This window comes from Gordonia namibiensis NBRC 108229 (assembly GCF_000298235.1).
GTDB lineage: Bacteria > Actinomycetota > Actinomycetes > Mycobacteriales > Mycobacteriaceae > Gordonia > Gordonia namibiensis.
Genome location: NZ_BAHE01000011.1, coordinates 218,047 through 240,666 on the forward strand (window position 1 = coordinate 218,047; position 22,620 = coordinate 240,666).

General features: G+C 67.4%; 24 protein-coding genes. 13 read left to right on the plus strand and 11 right to left on the minus strand.

Features of this window, described 5'->3' with window-relative positions; all coding sequences use genetic code 11:
- Nucleotides 1-60: 60 nt before the first annotated feature.
- Both GONAM_RS07865 and GONAM_RS07870 read left to right on the plus strand, forming a co-directional pair.
- A complete protein-coding gene (locus GONAM_RS07865) occupies nucleotides 61-882 on the plus strand; it encodes a crotonase/enoyl-CoA hydratase family protein (RefSeq protein ID WP_006866226.1) in 822 nt (273 codons plus the stop codon).
- A 16-nt stretch (nucleotides 883-898) separates the two neighbouring features.
- Nucleotides 899-1,900, plus strand: a complete 1,002-nt coding sequence (locus tag GONAM_RS07870; RefSeq protein ID WP_006866227.1) for a TIGR03617 family F420-dependent LLM class oxidoreductase — start codon at nucleotides 899-901, stop codon at nucleotides 1,898-1,900.
- 243 nt (nucleotides 1,901-2,143) lie between these two features.
- On the opposite strand, the gene GONAM_RS07875 is transcribed toward GONAM_RS07870, so the two are convergent.
- On the minus strand, nucleotides 2,144-3,181 hold the full coding sequence (locus GONAM_RS07875) for an LLM class F420-dependent oxidoreductase (protein ID WP_006866228.1): 1,038 nt from the start codon (nucleotides 3,179-3,181) through the stop codon (nucleotides 2,144-2,146).
- 93 nt (nucleotides 3,182-3,274) lie between these two features.
- On the opposite strand from GONAM_RS07875, the gene GONAM_RS07880 reads away from it, so the two are divergent.
- Genes GONAM_RS07880 through GONAM_RS07890 form a run of 3 tightly spaced genes read left to right on the plus strand, consistent with a single transcriptional unit; the run spans nucleotide 3,275 to nucleotide 6,545 of the window.
- A complete protein-coding gene (locus GONAM_RS07880; protein ID WP_006866229.1) occupies nucleotides 3,275-4,318 on the plus strand; it encodes a Zn-ribbon domain-containing OB-fold protein in 1,044 nt (347 codons plus the stop codon).
- Entirely contained in the window at nucleotides 4,318-5,367 is a 1,050-nt protein-coding gene (locus GONAM_RS07885) for a thiolase family protein (RefSeq protein ID WP_006866230.1), read from the plus strand. Before GONAM_RS07880 ends, GONAM_RS07885 begins: the two co-directional genes overlap by 1 nt.
- Nucleotides 5,367-6,545: a thiolase family protein gene (locus GONAM_RS07890; RefSeq protein WP_006866231.1), complete on the plus strand. Its 1,179-nt coding sequence runs from the start codon at nucleotides 5,367-5,369 to the stop codon at nucleotides 6,543-6,545. Before GONAM_RS07885 ends, GONAM_RS07890 begins: the two co-directional genes overlap by 1 nt.
- Before the next feature lie 43 nt (nucleotides 6,546-6,588).
- On the opposite strand, the gene GONAM_RS07895 is transcribed toward GONAM_RS07890, so the two are convergent.
- From GONAM_RS07895 to GONAM_RS07915, 5 genes are all read right to left on the minus strand, one after another.
- Nucleotides 6,589-7,137 (minus strand): carboxymuconolactone decarboxylase family protein, encoded by a 549-nt coding sequence (locus tag GONAM_RS07895; RefSeq protein WP_040535723.1) that lies wholly within the window; start codon nucleotides 7,135-7,137, stop codon nucleotides 6,589-6,591.
- Nucleotides 7,134-7,757, minus strand: a complete 624-nt coding sequence (locus GONAM_RS07900; RefSeq protein WP_006866233.1) for a hypothetical protein — start codon at nucleotides 7,755-7,757, stop codon at nucleotides 7,134-7,136. Before GONAM_RS07900 ends, GONAM_RS07895 begins: the two co-directional genes overlap by 4 nt.
- Nucleotides 7,754-8,230, minus strand: a complete 477-nt coding sequence (locus GONAM_RS07905) for an RNA polymerase sigma factor (protein ID WP_006866234.1) — start codon at nucleotides 8,228-8,230, stop codon at nucleotides 7,754-7,756. The genes GONAM_RS07900 and GONAM_RS07905 overlap by 4 nt, the downstream gene beginning before the upstream one ends.
- Before the next feature lie 177 nt (nucleotides 8,231-8,407).
- A complete protein-coding gene (locus tag GONAM_RS07910) occupies nucleotides 8,408-8,857 on the minus strand; it encodes a nuclear transport factor 2 family protein (RefSeq protein WP_005197741.1) in 450 nt (149 codons plus the stop codon).
- On the minus strand, nucleotides 8,854-10,173 hold the full coding sequence (locus GONAM_RS07915) for a cytochrome P450 (RefSeq protein ID WP_006866235.1): 1,320 nt from the start codon (nucleotides 10,171-10,173) through the stop codon (nucleotides 8,854-8,856). The genes GONAM_RS07910 and GONAM_RS07915 overlap by 4 nt, the downstream gene beginning before the upstream one ends.
- 346 nt (nucleotides 10,174-10,519) lie before the next feature.
- Between GONAM_RS07915 and GONAM_RS07920 the strand changes: the two genes are divergently transcribed.
- Both GONAM_RS07920 and GONAM_RS07925 read left to right on the plus strand, forming a co-directional pair.
- Nucleotides 10,520-11,683, plus strand: a complete 1,164-nt coding sequence (locus tag GONAM_RS07920; RefSeq protein ID WP_006866236.1) for a steroid 3-ketoacyl-CoA thiolase — start codon at nucleotides 10,520-10,522, stop codon at nucleotides 11,681-11,683.
- A gap of 1 nt (nucleotide 11,684) precedes the next feature.
- Nucleotides 11,685-12,182, plus strand: coding sequence for a nitroreductase family deazaflavin-dependent oxidoreductase (locus GONAM_RS07925; RefSeq protein WP_006866237.1), 498 nt, complete (start codon nucleotides 11,685-11,687; stop codon nucleotides 12,180-12,182).
- Between the two features lie 290 nt (nucleotides 12,183-12,472).
- Here the strand turns inward: GONAM_RS07925 and GONAM_RS07930 are convergent, their stop codons facing one another.
- Nucleotides 12,473-13,078 (minus strand): TIGR03086 family metal-binding protein, encoded by a 606-nt coding sequence (locus GONAM_RS07930; protein ID WP_006866238.1) that lies wholly within the window; start codon nucleotides 13,076-13,078, stop codon nucleotides 12,473-12,475.
- An 87-nt stretch (nucleotides 13,079-13,165) separates the two neighbouring features.
- Here GONAM_RS07930 and GONAM_RS07935 point away from each other — a divergent pair, with 87 nt between their 5' ends.
- Complete coding sequence (locus tag GONAM_RS07935) at nucleotides 13,166-14,125, plus strand: helix-turn-helix transcriptional regulator (RefSeq protein ID WP_006866239.1); 960 nt, start codon at nucleotides 13,166-13,168, stop codon at nucleotides 14,123-14,125.
- 144 nt (nucleotides 14,126-14,269) lie between these two features.
- On the opposite strand, the gene fadD8 is transcribed toward GONAM_RS07935, so the two are convergent.
- Complete coding sequence (fadD8, locus tag GONAM_RS07940; protein WP_040535727.1) at nucleotides 14,270-15,916, minus strand: fatty-acid--CoA ligase FadD8; 1,647 nt, start codon at nucleotides 15,914-15,916, stop codon at nucleotides 14,270-14,272.
- Between the two features lie 157 nt (nucleotides 15,917-16,073).
- On the opposite strand from fadD8, the gene GONAM_RS07945 reads away from it, so the two are divergent.
- Nucleotides 16,074-16,730, plus strand: a complete 657-nt coding sequence (locus GONAM_RS07945; protein ID WP_006866241.1) for a GNAT family N-acetyltransferase — start codon at nucleotides 16,074-16,076, stop codon at nucleotides 16,728-16,730.
- A 68-nt stretch (nucleotides 16,731-16,798) separates the two neighbouring features.
- Here GONAM_RS07945 and GONAM_RS07950 read toward each other — a convergent pair whose 3' ends face one another.
- From GONAM_RS07950 to GONAM_RS07960, 3 genes are read right to left on the minus strand one after another with little or no spacing between them, the layout of a single operon-like run.
- Nucleotides 16,799-17,176 carry a DUF8021 domain-containing protein gene (locus tag GONAM_RS07950; RefSeq protein WP_006866242.1) on the minus strand — a complete coding sequence of 126 codons (378 nt, stop codon included), beginning with the start codon at nucleotides 17,174-17,176 and terminating at the stop codon, nucleotides 16,799-16,801.
- Entirely contained in the window at nucleotides 17,173-18,069 is an 897-nt protein-coding gene (locus GONAM_RS07955; protein ID WP_006866243.1) for an SDR family oxidoreductase, read from the minus strand. The genes GONAM_RS07950 and GONAM_RS07955 overlap by 4 nt, the downstream gene beginning before the upstream one ends.
- Nucleotides 18,070-18,112: 43 nt before the next feature.
- A complete protein-coding gene (locus GONAM_RS07960; RefSeq protein WP_006866244.1) occupies nucleotides 18,113-18,901 on the minus strand; it encodes an SDR family oxidoreductase in 789 nt (262 codons plus the stop codon).
- 91 nt (nucleotides 18,902-18,992) lie between these two features.
- Here GONAM_RS07960 and echA20 point away from each other — a divergent pair, with 91 nt between their 5' ends.
- From echA20 to GONAM_RS07980, 4 genes are read left to right on the plus strand one after another with little or no spacing between them, the layout of a single operon-like run.
- Nucleotides 18,993-19,778, plus strand: coding sequence for a (7aS)-7a-methyl-1,5-dioxo-2,3,5,6,7,7a-hexahydro-1H-indene-carboxyl-CoA hydrolase (gene echA20, locus GONAM_RS07965; RefSeq protein WP_006866245.1), 786 nt, complete (start codon nucleotides 18,993-18,995; stop codon nucleotides 19,776-19,778).
- A gap of 1 nt (nucleotide 19,779) precedes the next feature.
- A complete protein-coding gene (locus tag GONAM_RS07970; RefSeq protein ID WP_006866246.1) occupies nucleotides 19,780-20,673 on the plus strand; it encodes a CoA transferase subunit A in 894 nt (297 codons plus the stop codon).
- Nucleotides 20,670-21,440, plus strand: coding sequence for a CoA-transferase subunit beta (locus GONAM_RS07975; protein ID WP_006866247.1), 771 nt, complete (start codon nucleotides 20,670-20,672; stop codon nucleotides 21,438-21,440). The genes GONAM_RS07970 and GONAM_RS07975 overlap by 4 nt, the downstream gene beginning before the upstream one ends.
- On the plus strand, nucleotides 21,437-22,525 hold the full coding sequence (locus tag GONAM_RS07980) for an NAD(P)H-dependent flavin oxidoreductase (protein WP_006866248.1): 1,089 nt from the start codon (nucleotides 21,437-21,439) through the stop codon (nucleotides 22,523-22,525). The genes GONAM_RS07975 and GONAM_RS07980 overlap by 4 nt, the downstream gene beginning before the upstream one ends.
- Nucleotides 22,526-22,620: the final 95 nt, after the last annotated feature.

A 22,620-nucleotide genomic window follows, 5' to 3' on the forward strand; every position in this document is an offset into this window, starting at 1 on the left:
CTCCAAAATTAGAACGTGTTATCGTTCTGGGCAAGTGCGGAATATGACCGGGAGACAGCGATGACCACAGCCACCCCCACCGAGTCCGTCACCGACAAGGCTCCCGAGTGCCTCGTCGAGAAGCGCGGACACATTCTCATCGTCACGATGAACCGTCCGGAGGCGCGTAACGCGCTCTCCACCGAGATGATGCGGATCATGACCGAGGCCTGGGATCAAGTCGATTCCGACCCCGACATCCGGGTCGCGATCCTCACCGGCGCGGGCGGATACTTCTGCGCCGGCGCCGACCTCAAGAGCATGAACAAGCAGGCCCCCGGCGACACCGTCGACTCCGGCGCCTGGAACCCGGCGTCGCTACCGGCGCTGCTGAAGGGCCGTCGTCTGACCAAGCCGCTGATCGCCGCGGTCGAGGGCCCGGCCATCGCCGGCGGTACCGAGATCCTGCAGGGCACCGACATCCGTATCGCCGGCGAGAGCGCGAAGTTCGGTGTCTCCGAAGCACGTTGGGGTCTCTACCCGATGGGTGGCAGTGCGGTCCGCCTCGTCCGTCAGATTCCTTACACCGTCGCCTGCGACATCCTGCTGACCGGCCGCCACGTCACCGCACGTGAGGCCCTCGAGTACGGCCTCATCGGCCACGTCGTCGAGGACGGCAAGGCCCTCGACAAGGCGCTCGAGCTGGCCGAGAAGATCGCCGCCAACGGCCCGCTCGCCGTTCAGGGCATCCTCAAGACCATCCGTGACACCGAGGGTCTGCATGAACTCGACGCCTTCGAGCTCGACGCGAAGATCGGCGTCTCGGTCTTCAAGTCGAAGGACGCCAAGGTCGGGCCCCGTGCGTTCGCCGAGAAGCGCACACCGGAGTTCACCGGCGAGTGAGGGCCACCGACCCCCGGTGAGAATCCACACCGCACTCTTCGGCCCGCAGCAGGCGGTCGAACGCACCCGGGCCCTCCGGGACGTCGGGATCGACGGCGTATTCACCTTCGACGGCCCGCACGATGTCTTCAGTCCGCTGTTCGGTGCGGCCGGCGTCGACGACGTCGCGCTGATGACCAACGTCGCGATCGCGTTCCCGCGCAATCCGATCACCGTCGCCCACCAGGCCAACGATCTCCAGCTGCTCAGCGGCGGCCGGTTCACGCTCGGCCTCGGCACCCAGATCCGCCCGCAGATCGAGAAGCGGTTCGGGGTGCCGTTCGAGCGTCCGGTCGACCGGATGGTCGAGTTCGTCTCCGCACTGCGCGCGATCTTCGACTGCTGGCAAAACGGCACGCGCCTCGAATTCGACGGCGAGTTCTACCGACATCGGCTCATGACGCCGATGTTCAACCCGGGACCGAACCCGCACGGGGTACCGCCGATCTTCGTCGGGGCCCTCGGACCGCGGTTGACCCACGCCGTCGCCGAACATGCCGACGGTCTGCTGGTCATGCCGTTCACCACCGACCGGTTCGTCCGCGAATCGATCCTGCCGCGCGTCGACGCCGGACTGTCGACGTCGGGGCGCCGTCGCGAGGACTTCTCGGTGGTGCCGGAGATCATCGTGGCCACCGGTCGTACTGAGGAGGAGTTCGAGACCTCGGTCGGCGCGGCCAGGCGACTGTTGTCGTTCTACGGCTCGACGCCCGCCTACCGTCCGGTCCTCGAGATGCACGGCTACGGCGACCTGCAGACCGAACTCAACCTGCTGTCGAAGCAGGGTCGCTGGGCCGAGATGGTCGGACTCGTCGACGACGAACTCCTCGAACTCATCGCCGCCCACGGCAGCCCCCGCGACGTGGCCGCCACGATCCGTGCACGCTCGCACGACATCGCCACGGATGTCGCCATCTACCAACCGTTCCCGCTTGCCGACGAGACGCTCGCGGAGATCATGGACAGCCTCGACGAGTAACGCCCCCCTGCTGCCTGAGGTGCGAGGAGCGCGACCCACCCAGGTCCGCTGCCTGAGGTGCGAGGAGCGCAAGTGACGAGCCACGAAGGCCTGGTGCGGTGACCTCACCAACCCTTCGTGGCTCGCTGCGCTCGCACCTCAGGGAGCGGAGGGGACCCGTCGCCCGCACCTCAGGGAGCGGAGGGACCCGTCGCCCGCACCTCAGGGAGCGGAAAGGTCCCACGCCCAAGGGAGCAGCGAGTGCTACACCAGCGTCGCCAGCTGCCGGATCGTGTCGGTGTCGCGGGCGGTGACCATCAGCATCGTGACGCCCGCGGCCTCCCACTCCTTGATCTGTGCACGGACTTCGTCGGCGGTGCCGACGAGCATCGTCTCGCGGACCATCTCGTCGGGAACGGCGGCCATCGCCTCGGCTTTCTTGCCGCTGAGGAACAGGCTGACGATCTCGTCGACTGCGTCGCCGTAGCCCATCCGCTTGTAGAGCTCGGCGTGAAAGTTCTTCTCCTTGGCGCCCATTCCGCCGACGTACAGCGCCGTCGACGGCCTGTACCGTTCGATCGCCGACGCCACGTCGTCGGTGATGACGACCTGCACGGTGGCGGCGACCTCGAAGTCCTCACGACTGCGTCGGGCGCCCGGACGGGCGAAACCCTCGTCGAGCCAGGAGTTGTACTGGTCGGCGAGTCCGAGGCTGAAGAAGATGGCGAGCCAGCCGTCGGCGATCTCGGCGGTCTGCGCGACATTCTTCGGACCTTCGGCGCCGAGCCAGATCGGGAGGTCGGCGCGGAGCGGATGGGTGATCGGCTTGAGTGGCTTGCCGAGTCCGGTGGCGCCGGGCGCGTCGGCGGGATACGGCAGCGGATAGTGCGGCCCGTCGTTGGTCACCTTGTCGGCGCGGGCGAGCACGTCGCGGACCACCTGGACGTATTCGCGGGTGCGCGCCAACGGTTTTCCGAACGGTTCGCCGTACCACCCCTCCACCACCTGAGGCCCGGATACACCGAGGCCGACGATGTGCCGGCCGTTCGAGAGGTGATCCAAGGTCAGCGCATGCATGGCCAGCGATGTCGGCGGACGCGCCGACAACTGGGCCACCGCCGTACCGAGCCGGATGCGCGATGTCGCCGCGCCCCACCACGCCAACGGCGTGTACGCGTCCGACCCCCAGGACTCCGCGGTGAACACCGCGTCGAACCCGCATTCCTCCGCGACCGCGATCAACTCCGGCGCGTTCGGGATCGGATCGGCACCCCAATAACCGAGTTGCAGACCGAGCTTCACTCGCACTCCCCTCTCACCGGACCGTGCAGATTCTCACGGCCTGACATGCATCTTGTGTCCAATACTAGAACGTGTTCTACTCAAGTTGTGAGCATGAGCGTAACGTCTCCCGCCGCCGGCAACCCCATCGCCAGTCCCGTTGCCACGGTGCCCGAGCCGAAGTCCCCGATCCTGACCGCTCCCCTGATCAACTCCTTCGACTACACCCGGTCGCTGGGCCCGGTGCTGAGCCAGTTCGCGCTCGCACTGCGCGACGGCCGGATCGTGGGGTCGAAGGGCAGTGACGGCAAAGTGTCCGTGCCGCCGGTCGAATTCGATCCCGTCACCGGACAGCAGTCGACGGAGATCGTGGAGGTCTCGACTGTCGGCACCGTCACCAGCTGGACCTGGCACGACGACCCGGTGCCGGGTCAACCGCTCGACAAGCCGTTCGCGTGGGCGCTGATCAAACTCGACGGCGCGGACACCGCACTGCTGCATGCGGTTTCGGTCGACTCCCCGTCGGACATCTCGACCGGTCAGCGCGTGCACGCGGTATTCTCCGCGGCACGCATCGGCCGTATCGACGACATCGCCTACTTCGCACCGGGCGAAAGTGGCGACGCCGCACCGGAGAACACCGCCGAGGCACCGAAGGGCGCCGACACCGGCCTCGTCGTCATCCCGACTCCCATCACCACCGAGATCACGCACTCGGCCAACGAGGAGGAGTCGGTCTACCTCGAAGGACTGAAGGCAGGCAAGCTCATCGGCACCCGGATCGGTTCGGGCGTCGACGAGGGCCGCGTCTACTTCCCGCCCCGCGGGGTGAGCCCCGCCGACGGGTCGCCGGCCGTCGAACGAGTCGAACTCGCGCACACCGGCATCGTGACGACATTCTGCATCGTCAACGTGCCGTTCCAGGGTCAGCGGATCAAACCGCCGTACGTCGCGGCGTACGTGCTTCTCGACGGCGCCGACATCCCCTTCCTGCACCTCATCCTGGATTGTGAGGCCGCCGACGTCCGAATGGGTATGCGCGTCAAGGCCGTCTGGCTGCCCGAGGACGAGTGGGAGCACTCGATCGGCAACATCAGCCACTTCGCCCCCACCGGTGAACCCGACGCCGAGTACGAGACCTACAAGGACCACCTCTGATGACACTGCCACCCATCGCGATCATCGGGTTCGCCCACAGCCCCAACGTGGAGGGAACCCACGGCACCACCAACGGTGTCGAGATGCTCATCCCCTGCTTCGACAAGCTCTACGCCGAGCTCGGCATCAACCGGACCGACATCGAGTTCTGGTGCAGCGGATCGTCGGATTACCTTGCCGGACGTGCATTCTCGTTCATCTCCGCGATCGACTCGATCGGTGCGATGCCGCCGATCAACGAGTCCCACGTCGAGATGGACGGCGCCTGGGCGCTGTACGAGGCCTGGGTCAAGATCGCCACCGGCGAGGTCGACCTGGCGCTCGCCTACGGCTTCGGCAAGGCGTCCGCGGGCAACACCGACCAGACCCTCGCGCTGCAGACCGACCCCTACACGGTCGCGCCGCTGCACCCCGACGCCCGGTCGCTGGCCGCGCTGCAGGCACGTGCCGGCATCGACGCCGGCACCTGGACCGAGGCCGACATGGCTGCCGTCGGCGCCCGCACCTCCGGCGGATCGGTCGACGATCTGCTGGCGGGTGACTACATCGCGAATCCGCTGCGTCGCCACGACATCGCGCCCTACACCGACGCGGCCGCCGCGGTCGTCATCGCGAGTGAGCGCAAAGCCCGTGAGCTGGTCGCCAATCCGGCGTTCGTCACCGGTTGGGACCATCGCATCGACACACCGAACTTCGGTTCTCGGGACCTCACCGTCTCGCCGTCGACGAAGCTCGCCGGCGACACCGCGTTCGGCGACGCGAACCGCGCCGTCGACGTCGCCGAGATCCACGCGCCGTACTCCCACCAGGAGATCATCGTGCGCAACGCCCTCGGTCTCCCGGATTCGGTGCGGATCAACCCGTCCGGCGGCGCGCTCGCCGGCAACTCGCTGTTCTCGGCCGGCCTGCAGCGCATCGGCTACGCAGCGCACGAAATCCTCAGCGGCAACGCGGGAACCGCCGTCGCCCATGCGACGAGCGGACCGCTGCTGCAGCAGAACATGGTGGTCACCCTGAGCGCCCAGAACAACTCCGGAGGCGGGAACTGATGGGACACAAGAACCGTGCGGCGGTCCTCGGTACCGGCCAGACCCGTTATGTCGCCAAGCGTTCCGACGTCACGATGGCCGGGATGGTCCGTGAGGCCATCGACGCGGCACTGATCGACTCCAAGGTCTCTCTCGACGACATCGACGCGATCGTCATCGGCAAGGCACCCGACCTCTTCGAGGGGTCGATGATGCCCGAGCTCGCCATGGCCGAGGCCATCGGCGCGGTGGGCAAGCGTCTGATCCGCGTGCACACCGCCGGCTCGGTCGGCGGATCGACGGCGAATGTCGCCGCATCGCTCGTCTTCGCGGGCGTCCACAAGCGTGTGCTCGCCGTCGCCTGGGAGAAGCAGTCCGAGTCCAATGCGATGTGGGCGCTGTCGATCCCGGTGCCGTTCACCAAGCCGGTCGGCGCCGGCGCGGGCGGCTTCTTCGCCCCGCACGTGCGCTCCTACATCCGCCAGTCGGGCGCACCCGAGCACATCGGCGCGATGGTCGCGGCAAAGGACCGACGCAACGGTGCACTCAATCCGCTGGCGCACCTGCACCAGCCAGATCAGAGTGTCGAGAAGGTCATGAGCTCGCAGATGCTCTGGGACCCCATCCGTTACGACGAGACGTGCCCGTCGTCGGACGGCGCGTGTGCGGTCGTCATCGGTGACGAACAGGTCGCCGACGACGCGGTCGCCGCCGGCAATCCGGTCGCCTGGATTCACGCCACCGCGATGCGCACCGAGCCGCTGTCCTTCGCACACCGCAACGTGGTGAGCCCGCAGGCCGGCCGCGACGCTGCTGCCGCCCTGTGGAAGGCGGGTGGCATCAGCAACCCGCTCGACGAGATCGACGTCGCCGAGATCTACGTGCCGTTCTCGTGGTTCGAACCGATGTGGCTGGAGAACCTCGGGTTCGCCGCCGAAGGCCAGGGCTGGAAGCTGACCGAGTCGGGCGACACCGAGATCGGTGGTCGCATCCCGCTCAACGCCTCGGGCGGCGTGCTGTCGTCGAATCCGATCGGCGCGTCGGGCATGATCCGCTTCGCCGAAGCCGCGATCCAGGTCATGGGCAAGGCCGGAGACCACCAGGTCGACGGAGCCCGCAAGGCCCTGGGTCATGCCTACGGCGGTGGCTCACAGTACTTCTCGATGTGGCTCGTCGGAGCCGACAAGCCGCTCCACTGACCGGCGTTTCGTAGCATTCATGCGCGCCATATGCGCGTGAATGCTACGAAACCCGTTCGGGCAGAGCGCAGGCCGCGCCGTCGGACATCCCGGTCGGGCGGACGCCCAGCGACTGGTTGAGTCGCGCCCGCTGGTTCTCCCAGGCGACGGTCATCGCGAGTTCGACGATCTGCGTCTCCGTGAGGTGCTCACCGAGGCGTTGACGCAGGTCCGCCAGGTCGTCACCCACCGCCGGGGTCATGGTCATCGCCTCCGCGTAGGCGATGACGAGTTTCTCGACCTCGCTGTAGGCCGACGACGTCTGATACCGCGGCAGGTCGCGCATCTGCTGTTCGGTGACACCGGAACTCACAGCCAGCGCCGACCCGATGTCGAGACAGAACTCGCAGCTCACCATCCCGGCGGCCTTGAGTTCGGCGAGCTCTTTGAGTTTCGGGTCCACCTTGTTGGACAGCAACAGCGCGCCCTCCACCCCGACGGTCGCCCCGGCGAGCAAGGGACGGCGCCCGAGCTGCCGGACGAGGTCGGTGCGATGACGTTTCGCCTGCCCGAACGCGCGCATGTGGTTCCGGACTCGATGTAGTGATCTCATACCGGTTCTTCCCGTCCTCGCCTGCGGCTGTAACGCCACGCGACCGAGTATGTGACCAACAGAACGATCGCCGCCAGCCCCGCCGCCCCGTGCGCCACGGCGCCCCACGCGAACACCCCGATCTCGTGCACGCCGCGACCACCCATGATCAACCCGAGCGGCACCCCGACGATGACCGCCACCGGCAACCAGCGCCGCCGCGTCGACGCCACCGCGATCGCGGCACCGATGGCGATGAACGCGAGACCCCCGTCGATCATCGCGTGCTGATTGTGCGGTTCACCGAGCGACGTCGAGATCCATTCACCGGCAACCATGTTGACGACCCCGTGGACGACCAGCACTGTGCCGAGCACCGCCGCGGCCACCTGGGCCGGCGACCACCGCCATCGACTTCTTCGCGGTCTCGCCTCGGCCACCCGTCGTTCCACGGCGGCATACGTCGATACCGACGGCCCGCGCCGGAACGCGCCCGCCATCGCGACCAGGTCGGAGTCCGCCGATCCCGGTCGGACGGAACCGGACAGAACGGCGGCGATCTCCTCGTCGAGACGCTCGGCGGCCGCGACCTCGACCGGATCGAAGGCCGCCTCGTCCTCGTACGGTTCCTGCGGCGTCACCGCGGCATCACCTCCCTCAGCTTCGCCACGCCCCGGTAGACCAACATCCGGGCGGCGGTCGCCGAGATCCCCATCGCCGCTCCGATCTCCTCGGAGGTCAGCTCGGTGGCAAACCGAAGCGTGACCGCCTCACGCTCCCTGGCGGTGAGCACCCACAATCTGCTGCGGACGTCGTCAGCTTCTGCCTCCCGCAGCATCGCCGTCTCCGGATCCTCCGCGGCCGCCGGACGGTCGGTGTCGACGTCCACCTCGGCCACGGGGACCTCTCGAGCGTTGCGTGCCCACCAGTCCGCGACGACGTGCCGGGCAATCCCGATGAGCCATGCGCCGATCGTGCCGCGCCGGTCGTCGAAGCCGTCTCGCGAACGGATCGCCTTCGCGAACACCTCCGCGGTCACGTCGTCGGCGTCGGGGTCTGCGGGCACGCGGGTACGCACGTAGCGCCAGACCCCCGCAACGTGTTCGCGGTACACCGCGTCGAACTGGTCGATCGCGCCAGACTCCGAGTTCTCACACCTTTCGTGTCGACGATCCCTCGACTCATCTTCCGCCTCTCCCCGCCGGCTGTAACGACGGATCGGACGAAAAAACCGCGGGCGGGACAGGTGACGTGGTCACCGGTCCCGCCCGCGGCGGATCGTTGCGCGAGGTCAGGCCTTGCGCACCGAGTTGATCGTCTTCTCGACCTCCCAGTAGGCCCGGAGCGCCGAGAGGCGGCCCTCGGAGTCGGCGTGATAGGTGAACACGCCGCGCGCCTCGGAGACGTGACCTGCGATGTGGGTGACGATGCTGCCGATGTAGGCGACCTCGTTCCCGCAGATGATCTCCTCGTCGAAGCGAAACTCGATGCTCTCGGTCGCCGCGATCGACTTGTCCCAGAACTCCGAGATGCGGTCGTACCCCCGGAATCCGACACCCTCCGGGTCGAACATCGAGGGGCCCACCGGATCCTGGACGATCGCGTCCGGCGCGAAGTTGTCGATCCACGCCTGCTTGTCGCGAGACTCCACGAACTCTCGGGAACGACGCCCCGCCACGACCGCTGGATGGTTCTCGCGGTCGATGTTCAGGTAGGCGGGCGCCTCTTCAGCTGCGGTCACTTCGTCCCGTAGTCGACGCGGAGTTCCTTGACACCGTTGATCCACCCGTGGCGGAGACGACGCGGTGCGTCGAGCTTGGTGATGTCGGGGACGAGGTCGGCCAGCGCGTTGAACATCAGGTTGATCTCCATACGCGCGAGATTGGCGCCGACGCAGAAGTGCGCACCGTTGCCACCGAAACCGACGTGCGGGTTCGGATCGCGGAGGATGTTGAACGAGAACGGATCCTCGAACACCTCTTCGTCGTAGTTGGCCGAGCCGTAGAACAGGCCGACGCGCTCACCCTTCTTGATGTCGACGCCGCCGATCTGCGTGTCGCGCTTGGCGGTTCGCTGGAAGGCGTTGACCGGGGTGGCCCAGCGGACGATCTCGTCGACCGCGGTCGCCGGCCGCTCCTTCTTGAACAGCTCCCACTGATCGGGATGATCGAGAAAGGCGTTCATGCCGTGGCTGATGGCGTTACGCGTGGTCTCGTTGCCCGCGACGGTCAGCAGGATGAAGAAGAAGCCGAACTCGGTCTCATCGAGCGACTGTCCGTCGATGTCTGCGTTCACCAGCTTGGTGACGATGTCATCACCCGGGTTGCGGCGCTTCTCCTCGGCCATCTGGTAGCCGTAGCCGAGGATCTCGGCGTTGGCCTGCTGCGGATCCGTCGTGTAGTCCGGATCATCGGCGTTCATCATCGAGTTCGACCAGTCGAACAGCTTCTCGCGGTCCTCCTGGGGGACACCGAGGAGGTCGGCGATGGCCAGCAGCGGCAGGTCGACGGCGACGTCCTTGACGAAGTCGCCGGAACCCTTCTGCGCTGCGCGCGAAACGATCTCGCGAGCGGCGTCGTCGAGCTTCTCCTCGAGCGAATGCACCGCACGAGGGGTGAACAGCTTGGAGACCAGCTTGCGCAGACGGGTGTGCTCCGGCGGATCGTGGTTGATCAGCAGCGCCTTGGTGATCTCGATCTGCTCCGAGGTCATGTCGTCCTCGAAGCGCATGATCACGCCGTTGGCGTTGGTCTCCCAGTCATCGTTGTTCTTGGAGATCTCGCGGATGTGGGCGTGCTTGGAGATCACCCAGTACCCGCCGTCGTGGAAACCACCACCCTTACCGGGCGCCTGGGCGTTCCACCAGACCGGCGCGGTCTTGCGGAGCTGCGCGAACTCCTCCACTGGGATTCCCTGCTCGAGCAGATCCGGGTTGGTGAAGTCCCAACCCTCCTGCTCCATGAACGGGCACTTCGCGACGACGTCGGAAGGGCTCGTGCGCGCAGAATCCGCCGTGGTCGGCTCACTGCCGATCGGGGCACTCTGGGCCTGGGTCACGTCACACCACCTCGCTGGAGATTTAGAACCTGTTTCAATCTCATTAGACCACATTGTGACACACGCGACAGCCCCCGATGAGAACTTGTTCTAGTTTTGGGCCGCGGTATACAGCCCCACCTGGGGACTTCGCTCTCGGAACAAGTAACATCCACCACGTTCCAGCGGGCGTCAGACCGGCGTCGGATCGCAGCCAGACGTGGCGGCGACCAGGCTTCGAAGACTGCCCATGGACGCAAAGATAGAACATGTTCTAGCTTGAATGCACGGCCTCGACACCTCCGTCGAAGCGCCGTCTACCCGCAGACGACGGAACTGGTTCCGCCGGGTGAACGAAGGAGTGGAAATGGGCGTTCCGGTCATCGTGGAAGCAGTACGCACGCCGATCGGCAAGCGCGCCGGGTGGTTGTCAGGCCTCCATGCAGAGGAGTTGCTGGGCATCACGCAGCGTGGACTCATCGAGAAGGCCGGTATCGACCCGGCACTCGTAGAGCAGGTCATCGGCGGCTGCGTCACGCAGGCCGGCTCGCAGGCGGGCAACGTCTCCCGGAAGGCCTGGCTGTCGGCCGGACTCCCCGAGCACACCGGCGCCACGACGATCGACGCCCAGTGCGGCTCGGCCCAGCAGGCCAATCACCTCATCGCCGGGCTCATCGCCTCGGACGCCATCGAGGTCGGCATCGCCTGCGGCGTGGAGACGATGACCACCGTGCCGCTCGGCGCGAACGTCGGCACCAGCGCCGGCCCGTACCACGCCGATTCGTGGAACGTGGACCTGCCGAACCAGTTCGAGGCGGCCGAGCGCATCGCGAAGCGTCGCGGGATCACCCGCGCCGACGTCGACGGACTCGGTGAGCGCAGCCAGCGCCTCGCCCGCCAGGCCTGGGACGAGGGCCGGTTCGACCGCGAGATCCTCTCGTTCAAGGCACCCGAGCGGACCAAGGAGGGCGAGCTCACCGGCAACATCATCGATGTCAGCCGCGACCAGGGTCTGCGTGAGACCACCCTCGAATCCCTGGCGGCACTCAAGCCCGTCCTCGAGGGCGGCATCCACACCGCCGGCACGTCGTCGCAGATCTCCGACGGCGCCGCTGCTGTGCTGATCATGGACGAGGCCAGGGCCCGCGCCCTCGGACTGACCCCGCGCGCCCGCATCAAGGCGCAGGCGCTCGTCGGCTCCGAACCCCACTTCCACCTCGACGGCCCGGTCCAGGCGACCGAACGTGTCCTGGCGAAGTCGGGGATGTCGTTGTCCGACATCGACATCGTCGAGATCAACGAGGCCTTCGCCTCGGTCGTGCTCAGCTGGGCCCAGGTCCACAACGCCGACATGGATCGCGTCAACGTCAACGGCGGCGCCATCGCCCTTGGACACCCCGTGGGCAGCACCGGTTCCCGCCTCATCACGACCGCACTGCACGAGCTGGAGCGTCGCGACGGTCAGACCGCTCTCGTCACGATGTGCGCGGGCGGCGCGATGGCCACCGGCACCATCCTCGAGCGCATCTGAGATGCCTCTCCTCGACCCGGACAAGAAGCCCGCACAACTCGATTCGCCGATCGTCGGCACCCTCATCAAGGTCGGCTCACGGATCAACACCCGCCTGTACAAGGCGACCGGCGGCCGGATCGGTGGCACCTGGCGCGTCGGCGCGGGACTGAAAAAGCCCGCGCCGGTGCTCCTGCTCACCACCATCGGACGCAAGTCGGGTGAACCCCGGACGGTGCCGCTCGTCTACCTCCGTCGCGGCGACCAGTTCGTCGTCGTCGCGTCGCAGGGCGGTTCGGCGAAACACCCTGCCTGGTACCTCAACCTGCGCGACAACCCCGACGTCACCATCCAGCTCGGCAAGGAGACGTTCGACCTCGTCGCGCGCACCGCGAACGAGACCGAACGCGCCGAGGTGTGGCCGGAACTGGTCGACGTCTACGCAGACTTCGACACCTACGTCGCATGGACAGACCGGACGATCCCGGTCGTCATCTGCGAGCCCCGTCCCGCTTCCTGATCCGACGAACGGGACACACTCCCGCCGCCTGAGGCGCGAGGAGCGAAAGCGACACCACTCCCGCCGCCTGAGGCGCGAGGAGCGAAAGCGACACCACTCCCGCTGCCTGAGGCGCGAGGAGCGAAGCGACACCGCCCCCCGCTGCCTGAGGCGCAGGGAGCGTAAGCGACGAGCCACGAAGGCCCGGCGAGATAGTTCGCCGGCCCTTCGTGGCTCGCTGCGCTCGCACCTCAGGGAGCAAAGGGGCGACGGCGCTTTCGCACCTCAGAGAGCAAGAAGGTGCGTCGCGTTCATCGAGTCGCAGCGGGCAGCCATGCAGCGGACTCGCGCCCAGACCAGTTCGCCAGGGTCTCGACGGGTCCCGCGCCCGGGCGGGGTTCGATGACGACGCCGAAGGGCACGTTCGGGTCCTGGCGGATCTCGGACCGGATGAACCTACGGACGATGGCGAGTGTCGCGGTGGCGGCTTCCGGCACCGCTTCCGACGGTTGCCCGGTCGCGACCGCTAGATCCCATCCGTGCACGAGAGCTTCGTTGACGTAACCCCACAGCGCGCCGGCGCCGGGCACCTCACCCCACGGCACCTGGACCATCCTGGCGAGCATGGCGTCATCGGACCAGAGGTCGATCGCCCGCGCCGCGACTGCCGCGTACTCCTCCGCGTCGAAACGGTCGGCGATGAACGGCATGGTGCGTACGTCGACCCCCTCGGGTAGCGCGGCCGCTCGTTGTGCCGTGGCAAGCAGATGAGCCCCCAGCGTGCCGACGTCGAACTCGTCGCACGGCGTCGGCGCGTCCAGCTGCTCGGCGGTCACCGCGGAGAGCAGTCCGGTGACCCAGGTGGTGGCGGCTGCGAAGGCCGGGCGGGGATCCGGCGGGGTGGTCGGTGCGTTCATGGTCTTTCCTCTCTCGATGACTGATAAGACCAGTCAAACCCGGAAACCTGACACCTTCTGTCATGTTTGTGAGAGAAGATTCTCGGCATGCGCGCCGAACGCCTCATCGCGGTCCTCATGCTGCTCAAGAAGCACGATCGGGTGACCGCGTCGACGATCGCCGCCGAACTCGAGGTGTCGGAGCGGACCGTGCTGCGCGACATCGAGGCCCTCTCGCTGTCCGGGGTCCCGGTGTACGCCGAGCGCGGCAGGCACGGAGGCTTCTCGCTCGTACCGGGTTATCGCACCGACCTCACGGGACTGACCGTCGAAGAGGCCACGTCGCTGCTGGCCGGAACGGGCCGGCTCGACTCCCCCGCCTTCGCCAGCGCGATGCGCAAGGTCACCGCGGCACTGCCCGAGGCCTACCGGGGTACCGCAGTTCGAGCCGCTCAACGGGTTCTGGTCCGCCCGGAGGGGTTTGTCCGTGCGCCGGAGGATCTCGACGCCCTCGACCCGGTGCAGTTCGCGGTCTTCGCGGGCAGACGAATACGCACCCGCTACCGCCCGCGTGGCGCCGACGAGGCACGCGAGCGGATCCTCGATCCGGTCGGACTCATCATCGCCGGCGACACGTGGTACCTCGTCGCACACGGTGTCGGGCCGCACGACCGGACGGATGAACGCATGTACCGGTTGTCCCGGATGAGCGGGGTCGAGGTCCTCGACGAGCCGGCGGTGCGCGACGAGGCCGTGGATCTGAACGAGATCTGGGAGCGTCGACGCGCAGCGTTCCGGTCTTCCTTCGACCCGGTCGACGTGGTCATCGAGTGCGCCGCCGATGCCGTCGAGCAGATCCGGTCGATCGCGGCATTCTCCAAGCCCCTGACAGACAGCGGAACCCGACGGCGCGTCGAACTCCGGTTCGCCGACCACCGACACGCCGTTCGCGCGCTGTGGACAACTTTGTTCGACCACGACATCGTCGTTGAAGAACCTGGGTGGGTCCGGGAAGCGCTGTCCGACCGGGCGCGAACAGCCCTGTCCAACACTGAAAAACGCCCCTGAGAACGACCCTCTACAGACGGTCCGACGACACTATGTCGACGGCCCGGCTGCTGAGGGCGGTTCTCGGGGGCGGTTCCCAGGTGCGCTTCTCAGGGGCGGTTTTCAGGGGCGGTTTTCAGCGGCGGTTTTCAGCGACGACTGGTGTCAGCCGACCCCGCGTTCGGAGTCGGCCCAATACTGCGACCGCAGCGCCTTCTTGTCCGGCTTGCCCAGAGCGGTCAGCGGCAACGAGTCGGCGAAGATGACCCGCTTCGGAGACTGCACCGCACCCTTGCGGTCCTTGACCGTCTGCTGGATCTCGGCGGTGATGCGTTCCTTCGCAGCGTCGTCGGCGTCCGCGTCGGCACGCAGCACGACGATCGCCGTGACCGCCTCACCCCACTTCTCATCCGGCACACCGATGACGCCGACCTGGCCGACGGCCGGATGCTCGGCCACGACGTCCTCGACCTCGCGGGGGAAGACGTTGAATCCACCGGTGACGATCATGTCCTTGGTGCGGTCGACGATGAACCAGAAGCCGTCCTCGTCTTCCCGCGCGACGTCGCCGGTGCGCAGCCAGCCGTCGCGGAAGGTCTCAGCCGTCTGCTCTGGGAGACCGAGGTAACCGCCGGCGAGAAGCGGTCCGGCGACACAGATCTCGCCCGGTTCGCCCTGGGGGACGGGCTTGTCGTCGGGACCGAGCAGTGCCGTGCGCAGGAACGCCGACGGCCGGCCGCAGCTGCTCAGGCGACGCTGATCCTCCCCCGGTCCCGGGTGATCGTCCTTGGCGAGGTAGCTGATCACCATCGGCGCCTCGGACTGTCCGTAGTACTGGGCGAAGATCGGACCGAACCGTTCGATCGCCTCGGCGAGACGCACCGGATTGATCGGCGACGCACCGTAATACACGGTTTCCAGCGACGAGAGATCGCGCGTCCGCGAGTCCGGGTGATCCATCAGCGCATACAGCATCGACGGCACGAGCATCGTCGCCGTGATCTTCTGCTCCTCGATGGTCTTGAGGACCTCGGCCGGGTCGAACTTCGACAGCACCACCATCGACCCGCCCTTCATGAGGGTCGGGATGAAGAAGGCCGCACCCGCATGCGACAGCGGCGTGCAGAGCAGGAACCGCGGGTGTTCCGGCCACTCCCACTCGGCGAGCTGGATCTGGGTCATCGTCGCCATCGCACGCGCGGTTCCGATGACGCCCTTTGGTTTTCCGGTGGTGCCACCGGTGTAGGTGATCGAGACAACGTGGTCGGGCGACAGATGCGCGGCGACGAGCGGCTTCGGTTCGAAGTTCTCCGCCTCGGCGATGACGTCACGGGCCTGCGCCGACAACTGTTCCGGCACCGGACCGAGGGTCAGCACCTGCTTCAGGCCGGGGACGCGTTCGAGCAGGGCGGCCGCGCGTTCGACGAACATCGGCACGGGATCGATGATGAGGGTCGAGACGCCGGCGTCGGCGAGGACGTAGGCGTGGTCGTCGAGCGATCCGAGCGGGTGCAGCGCGGTTCGCCGCCATCCCTGTGTCTGGCCGGCGCCGATGACGAAGAGCACCTCGGGGCGGTTCAGCGCCAGCAGACCGACCGCGGTGCCGGTACCCGCGCCCAACCCCTCGAAGGCCTGGATGTAGCGGCTGATCGCGGCGGCCATCTCGCCACCAGTCATCTCCGTGTCACCCAGGGACAGCACCGTGCGATCGGCGTGGCGCTTGAGCGCGGCGACCATCAGGTCGCCCATGTGCGTACCCCCGCGAAGGTGATCGAAGTCGGTCGGTGCGGTCGTCGTACCCTCGTTCGTCATGCCACAAGACTAGGACGTGTTACAGCTTCAGGAAAGAAGGACCACCAAAATGGCGGTTATTGCCTGTAGAACACGTTCTAGCTTGACGCGCCGGATGCGCGTGAGGAAGCCGCGAGGCCGGCCCCCGGACCCACCGGGGGTGTCCTAGGATCGAAGCATGACTGATCTTGACCAGGCCACCACTCGCCGCGACATCGCTGACGCCCTGCTCACCGCGCTGGAGCGTCGACACGAGGTCCTCGACGCCATCGTCGACGCGGAGAATCACGACGAGGCCGTCACCGCCATCGCGGAGCTCCTCGGCAAGTCGCAGCTGGGCGCCAAGGCGATCCTGGACATGAAGCTGAACCAGCTGACCAAGGACGAGCGCCGCAAGAACCAGGCCGAGCTCGACGACCTCAACAGCGCCCTCACCTTCACCCTGGCCGAGCGTCCCGCCAGCAGCGGCGACACCCTCGACCTGCGTCCGTTCGACCCGCAGGCCGACGCCGAACTGTTCGCGGCCCGCACCGACGAACTCGGCACCGCGGGCGACGGTTCGGGTGCGCCGGCCGGTGACGTAGCCGCCGAGATCAGCGCCGCCACCGACCGCGTCGACGCCGAGGAGGCCGTCTGGCTCGTTGCCGTCGAGGGAGACTCCAAGGTGGGTTTCGTCTTCGGCGAGCTCAAGAACGGCGAGGTCGACCTGCGCATCTGGATTCACCCGCAGTACCGCAAATCCGGCTACGGCACCGCCGCCCTGCGCAAGTCGCGCTCGGAGATGGCGGCGTACTTCCCCGGAGTGCCGATGGTCGTGCGCGCACCCGGCGCCTAGTCCCAGCGCAGACGACGAACCCACCATCCCGCACGGGGTGGTGGGTTCGGTCGTTTTTTGCTTGCAGCTCAGACGGATTGAGGCCGGGGCAGCCCGAACCTCGCGACAATCGCCCGGATCCGGTTCTCCTCGTCGACGACGAAGGTCTCCGACACCGGAGCACCGAGGCGCAGGGCCCGCGGCCGGACGTGCACCACGTACCGGGTGGTGACGCTGTGCCCGTCGACCTGCGCGGCGAAGTCCGAGATCCGGTGGATCAGGCGGAACTGCGGACCGTTCGCGAGGCTGCGGGCGATGTGCGGTCCGTTGCGTCCGGTCCGCACGCCGAATTCGACGCGGGTGCAGTCGGGATGCAACGACACCGCCGACGGGTCGTGGCTGACCAGGGCGTCGACATACGCCCGGGCCGCCGCGACCCGCTGCTGATCTCTGTCTGCCGAGGTCACCGCGCGCCGTAGACCGGCATGGGGACCGGCGCCTTCGCCAGGATCTCCTCGACCACCGGACCGAGCTCGGCGGCCTCCCAGCGAGATCCCTTGTCCCGCTCGACGCTTCGCTGCCAGCCGTCGGTCACCGAGATCTTGCCGCCCTCGATCTCGAAGACCCGACCGTTCACCGACGCCGACTCGGGCGAGCCGAGCCACACCACGAGCGGCGAGATGTTCGCCGGGTCCATCACGTCGAACGAGCCGTCGGCGGGAGCTGCCATCTGTGCGGCCATCGCATCGCCGGCACCCATGGTCATCGCGGTACGGGCAGCCGGCGCGATCGCGTTGACGGTGATGCCGTAGCCGCCGAGTTCGGCAGCCGCCTGGATGGTGAGCGCGGAGATGCCCGCCTTCGCGGCGACGTAATTGCCTTGACCGATCGAACCGTACAGTCCGGCACCGGAACTGGTGTTGATGATCCGTGCCTGCGGGGTGCGTCCCGCCTTGGCCTCCGCACGCCAGTAGGCCGCGGCGTGCCGCAGGCCGACGAAGTGCCCCTTGAGGTGCACGCGGACGACGGCGTCCCACTCGTCTTCCGAGAGCGACACGAGCATGCGGTCACGGACGAAACCGGCGTTGTTGACGAGAACGTCGAGCCGACCGAACGTGTCGACAGCGGTGGCCACCATGGCCTCGCCGCTCTGCCAGTCGGCCACGTCGCCCACCGATGCGACGGCCTCGCCACCGGCCGTGGTGATCTCGTCGACGACCTCGGTAGCGAGGTTCTCCGCATAGTCGTTGACCACGACCTTGGCGCCGTCGGCGGCGAAGGCGAGAGCGTGGGCTCGTCCGATACCCTGTCCGGCGCCGGTCACGATGACGACGCGGCCCTCATTCAGCTTGCTACTCAAGGTGTTTCCTTTCTGAACTGCAAAGACTTGTGGATCGGGTGGATCAGACGGCATTGCCGGCGGTCGCGGCGTCGAGGAAGGCCGGCTTCTCGCCACCGCCGTGCACGGTGAGCGTCGAACCGCTGATGTAACCGGCCAGCGGCGAGAGCAGGAAGGCGACGGCGTTCCCGACGTCGACGGGTGTCGCCATCCGGCCGAGCGGAATGGTGGCGCCGACGGCCGCCACCCCGGCGTCATCTCCGTAATGGAGGTGCGACTGTTCGGTCTCGACGGGACCGGCGACGACCGAGTTGACCCGCACCTTCGGGGCCCATTCGACGGCCAGCGAGGTCATCAGGTTGTCGAGGCCGGCCTTCGCCGCACCGTAGGCCGAAGTGCCCGGCGACGGCCGGTGCCCGCTGACGCTCGAGACATTGACGATCGCGCCGCCGTCCGGCTGCGACTGCATGACCGCGTTCGCGGCCTTGGCCACAGCGAGGGGCGCCAGGAGGTTGAGGTCGACGATCTTGCTCGCGAAACGGACCGAGGCGTCGGCGGCCAGCGCGAAGGGCGATCCACCGGCGTTGTTGACCACCCCGTCGATGCGGCCGGCGCGGCCGACGATGTCGTCGATCATCGTCTCGACGGCGGCGGCGTCGCGGACGTCGCAGGAGAAGAAGTCGATGTCGCGGAGGTCGTCGGCGAGGTTGTCCGCGTTCCTACCGCAGATCACCGGCCGGGCGCCGAGCGCCGACAGCACCCGGGTGATACCCGCGCCGACCCCTCGTGCACCACCGGTGACCAGGACAACCTTCCCGACCAGGCCCAGCTCGACCTGTGACTGCGTCTGCATGGGTGCTACCCTACCAAACAACCAAGCACTTGCTTGGTTCAATGCTTGCGCAGCCCACGAGGCTGACACCGCAGCCACGAGAGGAGCACGCGTGCCGATCACCACGACACGTACCGAATCCGGCATCGTGACCATCACGGTCGACTACCCGCCGGTCAACGCGCTGCCATCGGCCGCGTGGTTCGAACTCGCCGATGCGGTCACCGCAGCCGGCGTCGACCCGGCCACGCATGTCGTGGTGTTGCGCGCCGAAGGACGCGGCTTCAACGCCGGCGTCGACATCAAGGAGATGCAGGCCACCGAGGGCTTCGACGCCCTGATCGGCGCCAACCGCGGATGCGCGGCGGCCTTCGGTGCCGTCTACGACTGTGCGGTCCCGGTGATCGTCGCGGTCAACGGCTTCTGCGTCGGCGGCGGTATCGGCCTGGTCGGCAACGCCGACGTCATCGTGGCCTCCGACGACGCGGTCTTCGGCCTTCCGGAGGTCGATCGCGGAGCACTCGGTGCAGCAACACATCTCGCGCGCCTGGTGCCGCAACACATGATGCGCACCCTCTACTTCACCGCGAAGAACGTGACGGCCCAGCAGCTCGAGCACTTCGGTTCGGTGTACCGCGTCGTGCCCCGCGAAGAGCTCCTCGACGCCGCGCTCGAGGTCGCCGAGGCCATCGCGGCCAAGGACACCCGGGTCATCCGGGCGGCCAAGGAGGCCATCAACCACATCGACCCGGTCGACGTGAAGGCCAGCTACCGCCTCGAACAGGGCTTCACCTTCGAGCTGAACCTGGCCGGCGTCGCCGACGAGCATCGCGACGCGTTCGTCTCGACCGGAAAGCCACTCACCTCGAACGCTTCTCACAACGGAGGACACGCCTGAGATGCCGACCGACAAGACAAGCACTCTCGATGACGTCGTCGCGGAACTCCGCGACGGCATGACCATCGGCATCGGCGGCTGGGGTTCGCGCCGCAAGCCGATGGCACTGGTCCGCGCGATCGCCCGCTCGGACGTCAAGGACCTCACGGTCGTGACCTACGGCGGCCCCGACCTCGGATTGCTCTGCGCCGCAGGCAAGGTGCGCCGTGCCTACTACGGTTTCGTCTCGCTGGATTCCGCCCCCTTCTACGACCCGTGGTTCGCCAAGGCGCGCACCAACGGCGAGATCGAGGTGCGTGAGATGGACGAAGGCATGGTCAAGTGCGGCCTCGAGGCCGCCGCGGCCCGTGTGCCGTTCCTCCCGATCCGGGCCGGGCTCGGTTCCGATGTCCTGAACTTCTGGGAGGGCGAGCTCAAGACCGTCGAGTCCCCCTACCCGGACGCCGACGGGCGGACCCAGACGCTGGTCGCGATGCCGGCATTGAAGCTCGACGCCGCGTTCGTCCATCTCGACCTGGCCGACGCGCACGGCAACGCCGCCTACACCGGCGTCGACCCGTACTTCGACGATCTCTACTGTGGGGCAGCCGAACGCCGCTACCTGGAGGCCGATCAGATCGTCTCCACCGAGGTCCTGGTGAAAACCGTTCCGCATCAGCGACTTCTGCTGAACCGTATGAACGTCGACCGGGTGGTGCACACACCGAACGGCGCTCACTTCACTTTTGCCGGTGAGTACGGGCGCGACGAGAAGTTCCAGCAGTTCTATGTCGCCAGTGCCAAGGAACCCGACACGTGGGAGACGTTCTCCCGCCGATTCCTCCAGGTCGACGAGGAGACCTACCAGCGCGAGGTCAGTGCCTGGCAGGACGAGCAGAAGGAGGACGGACAATGAGCACCGCCGAGACCCAGGCCCCTGCCGAAGCCACGAGGGCCGAGTACTGCGTGATCTCGTGCGCCGACATCTTCGCCGGCGCTGGCGAGATCATGGCGTCGCCGATGGCTCCCGTCCCCCTGCTCGGCGCCCGCCTGGCACGTCTGACGACCGAGCCCGACCTGCTGATCACCGACGGCGAGGCGCTGATCCTCGCCGACACCCCGCCGATCGGCAAGACCGGCCCCATCGAGGGTTGGATGCCGTTCCGCAAGGTGTTCGACGTCGTGGCGTCGGGTCGTCGCCATGTGGTGATGGGCGCCAACCAGATCGACCGTCACGGCAATCAGAACCTGTCGGCGTTCGGACCGCTTCAGCACCCGACACGCCAGATGTTCGGTGTACGTGGGGCTCCCGGCAACACGATCAACCATCCGACCAGCTACTGGGTCGCACGGCACTCCGCCCGCGTCTTCGGCGAGTCGGTCGACATCGTGTCCGGCGTCGGTTTCGACAAGGTCGACCCGGCCAACCCCGCGTTCGACGACCTCAACATCCATCGGGTGGTCACCAACCTCGGCGTCTTCGACTTCGGCGGGGCGGATCACACGATGCGGGCGCTGTCGCTGCATCCGGGGGTCACCGCCGACGAGGTCGCCGAGAACACCGGCTTCGAGATCGAAGGCCTCGCCGACGCCCCGGAGACGCGGCAACCCACCGCAGAGGAACTGAGCCTCATCCGAGACGTGCTCGATCCCAAGGGTGTTCGCAACAAGGAAGTTCGATGAGTGCGGCCAGGGCCGCCGGTCTGTCCACCTCGTTCACCGAGCTCGTCGGGATCGAGTACCCGATCGTGCAGACCGGCATGGGCTGGGTGTCCGGGCCATCGCTGACCTCCGCGACGTCGAACGCCGGCGGCCTCGGCATCCTGGCGTCGGCGACGATGACCTACGGCGAACTCGAGGCGGCCATCGCCAAGACGAAATCGCTGACCAGCAAGCCCTTCGGCGTCAACATGCGTGCCGATGCCACCGACGCTCCTGAGCGGATCGATCTACTGATCCGTGAGGGCGTCAAGGTCGCGTCGTTCGCGCTCGCCCCGAAGCCCGAGCTGATCGCGAAGCTCAAGGACCACGGGATCGTCGTGATCCCGTCGATCGGTGCGGCCAAGCATGCGGTGAAGGTCGCCTCGTGGGGCGCCGACGCCGTCATCGTGCAGGGCGGCGAGGGCGGCGGACACACCGGTCCGGTCGCAACCACCCTGCTGCTGCCTTCGGTGCTGGATGCGCTGGCAGCGAAGAACATCGACATGCCGGTGGTCGCAGCCGGCGGCTTCTTCGACGGCCGCGGCCTGGCCGCGGCGCTCGCCTACGGCGCCCAGGGCGTCGCGATGGGAACCCGCTTCCTGCTGACGTCCGACAGCGCAGTTCCCGACTCGGTCAAGCAGGAGTACCTGCAGCGCGGACTGAACGACACCGTCGTCTCGGTGAAGGTCGACGGCATGCCCCACCGCGTGCTGCGCACCCCGCTCGTCGAGGCACTCGAGAGCGGCAGCCCGGTCAAGGCACTGTTCGCCGCGGCGCGAAACGCCAACGAGTTCAAGCAGATGACCGGCATGCGTTGGACGACCATGCTCAAAGACGGTCGCACGATGAAGAAGTCGGGCGAACGGACCTGGCAGCAGGTCATCATGGCCGGCAACACCCCGATGCTGCTGAAGGCCGGTCTCGTCGAGGGCGACACCCGCGCGGGTGTCCTCGCCTCGGGTCAGGTCGTCGGCATGATCGAGGATCTGCCCAGCTGCGACGAGCTGATCCAGTCGATCATGACGCAGGCCCACGAGCGGTTGAAGACGCTCGGGTCGTTGGGCTGACACGCCCCCGACAGAGTGCGGGATGGGTGCCGGATCGCGGCACCCGTCCCGCATTCTGCGTTCAGGGAGTCGTGAGCGGTTCGGTAGCGTCGGAC

What these genes read in the sequence shown, in the direction of transcription:
- GONAM_RS07865 (WP_006866226.1), top strand. Translation starts at nt 61, where the DNA reads ATGACCACAGCCACCCCCACCGAGTCCGTCACCGACAAGGCTCCCGAG.
- GONAM_RS07880 (WP_006866229.1), top strand. Translation starts at nt 3,275, where the DNA reads ATGAGCGTAACGTCTCCCGCCGCCGGCAACCCCATCGCCAGTCCCGTT.
- GONAM_RS07885 (WP_006866230.1), top strand. Translation starts at nt 4,318, where the DNA reads ATGACACTGCCACCCATCGCGATCATCGGGTTCGCCCACAGCCCCAAC.
- GONAM_RS07890 (WP_006866231.1), top strand. Translation starts at nt 5,367, where the DNA reads ATGGGACACAAGAACCGTGCGGCGGTCCTCGGTACCGGCCAGACCCGT.
- GONAM_RS07895 (WP_040535723.1), bottom strand. Translation starts at nt 7,137, where the DNA reads ATGAGATCACTACATCGAGTCCGGAACCACATGCGCGCGTTCGGGCAG.
- GONAM_RS07920 (WP_006866236.1), top strand. Translation starts at nt 10,520, where the DNA reads ATGGGCGTTCCGGTCATCGTGGAAGCAGTACGCACGCCGATCGGCAAG.
- GONAM_RS07925 (WP_006866237.1), top strand. Translation starts at nt 11,685, where the DNA reads ATGCCTCTCCTCGACCCGGACAAGAAGCCCGCACAACTCGATTCGCCG.
- GONAM_RS07930 (WP_006866238.1), bottom strand. Translation starts at nt 13,078, where the DNA reads ATGAACGCACCGACCACCCCGCCGGATCCCCGCCCGGCCTTCGCAGCC.
- GONAM_RS07935 (WP_006866239.1), top strand. Translation starts at nt 13,166, where the DNA reads ATGCGCGCCGAACGCCTCATCGCGGTCCTCATGCTGCTCAAGAAGCAC.
- fadD8 (WP_040535727.1), bottom strand. Translation starts at nt 15,916, where the DNA reads ATGACGAACGAGGGTACGACGACCGCACCGACCGACTTCGATCACCTT.
- GONAM_RS07945 (WP_006866241.1), top strand. Translation starts at nt 16,074, where the DNA reads ATGACTGATCTTGACCAGGCCACCACTCGCCGCGACATCGCTGACGCC.
- GONAM_RS07960 (WP_006866244.1), bottom strand. Translation starts at nt 18,901, where the DNA reads ATGCAGACGCAGTCACAGGTCGAGCTGGGCCTGGTCGGGAAGGTTGTC.
- GONAM_RS07970 (WP_006866246.1), top strand. Translation starts at nt 19,780, where the DNA reads ATGCCGACCGACAAGACAAGCACTCTCGATGACGTCGTCGCGGAACTC.
- GONAM_RS07975 (WP_006866247.1), top strand. Translation starts at nt 20,670, where the DNA reads ATGAGCACCGCCGAGACCCAGGCCCCTGCCGAAGCCACGAGGGCCGAG.
- GONAM_RS07980 (WP_006866248.1), top strand. Translation starts at nt 21,437, where the DNA reads ATGAGTGCGGCCAGGGCCGCCGGTCTGTCCACCTCGTTCACCGAGCTC.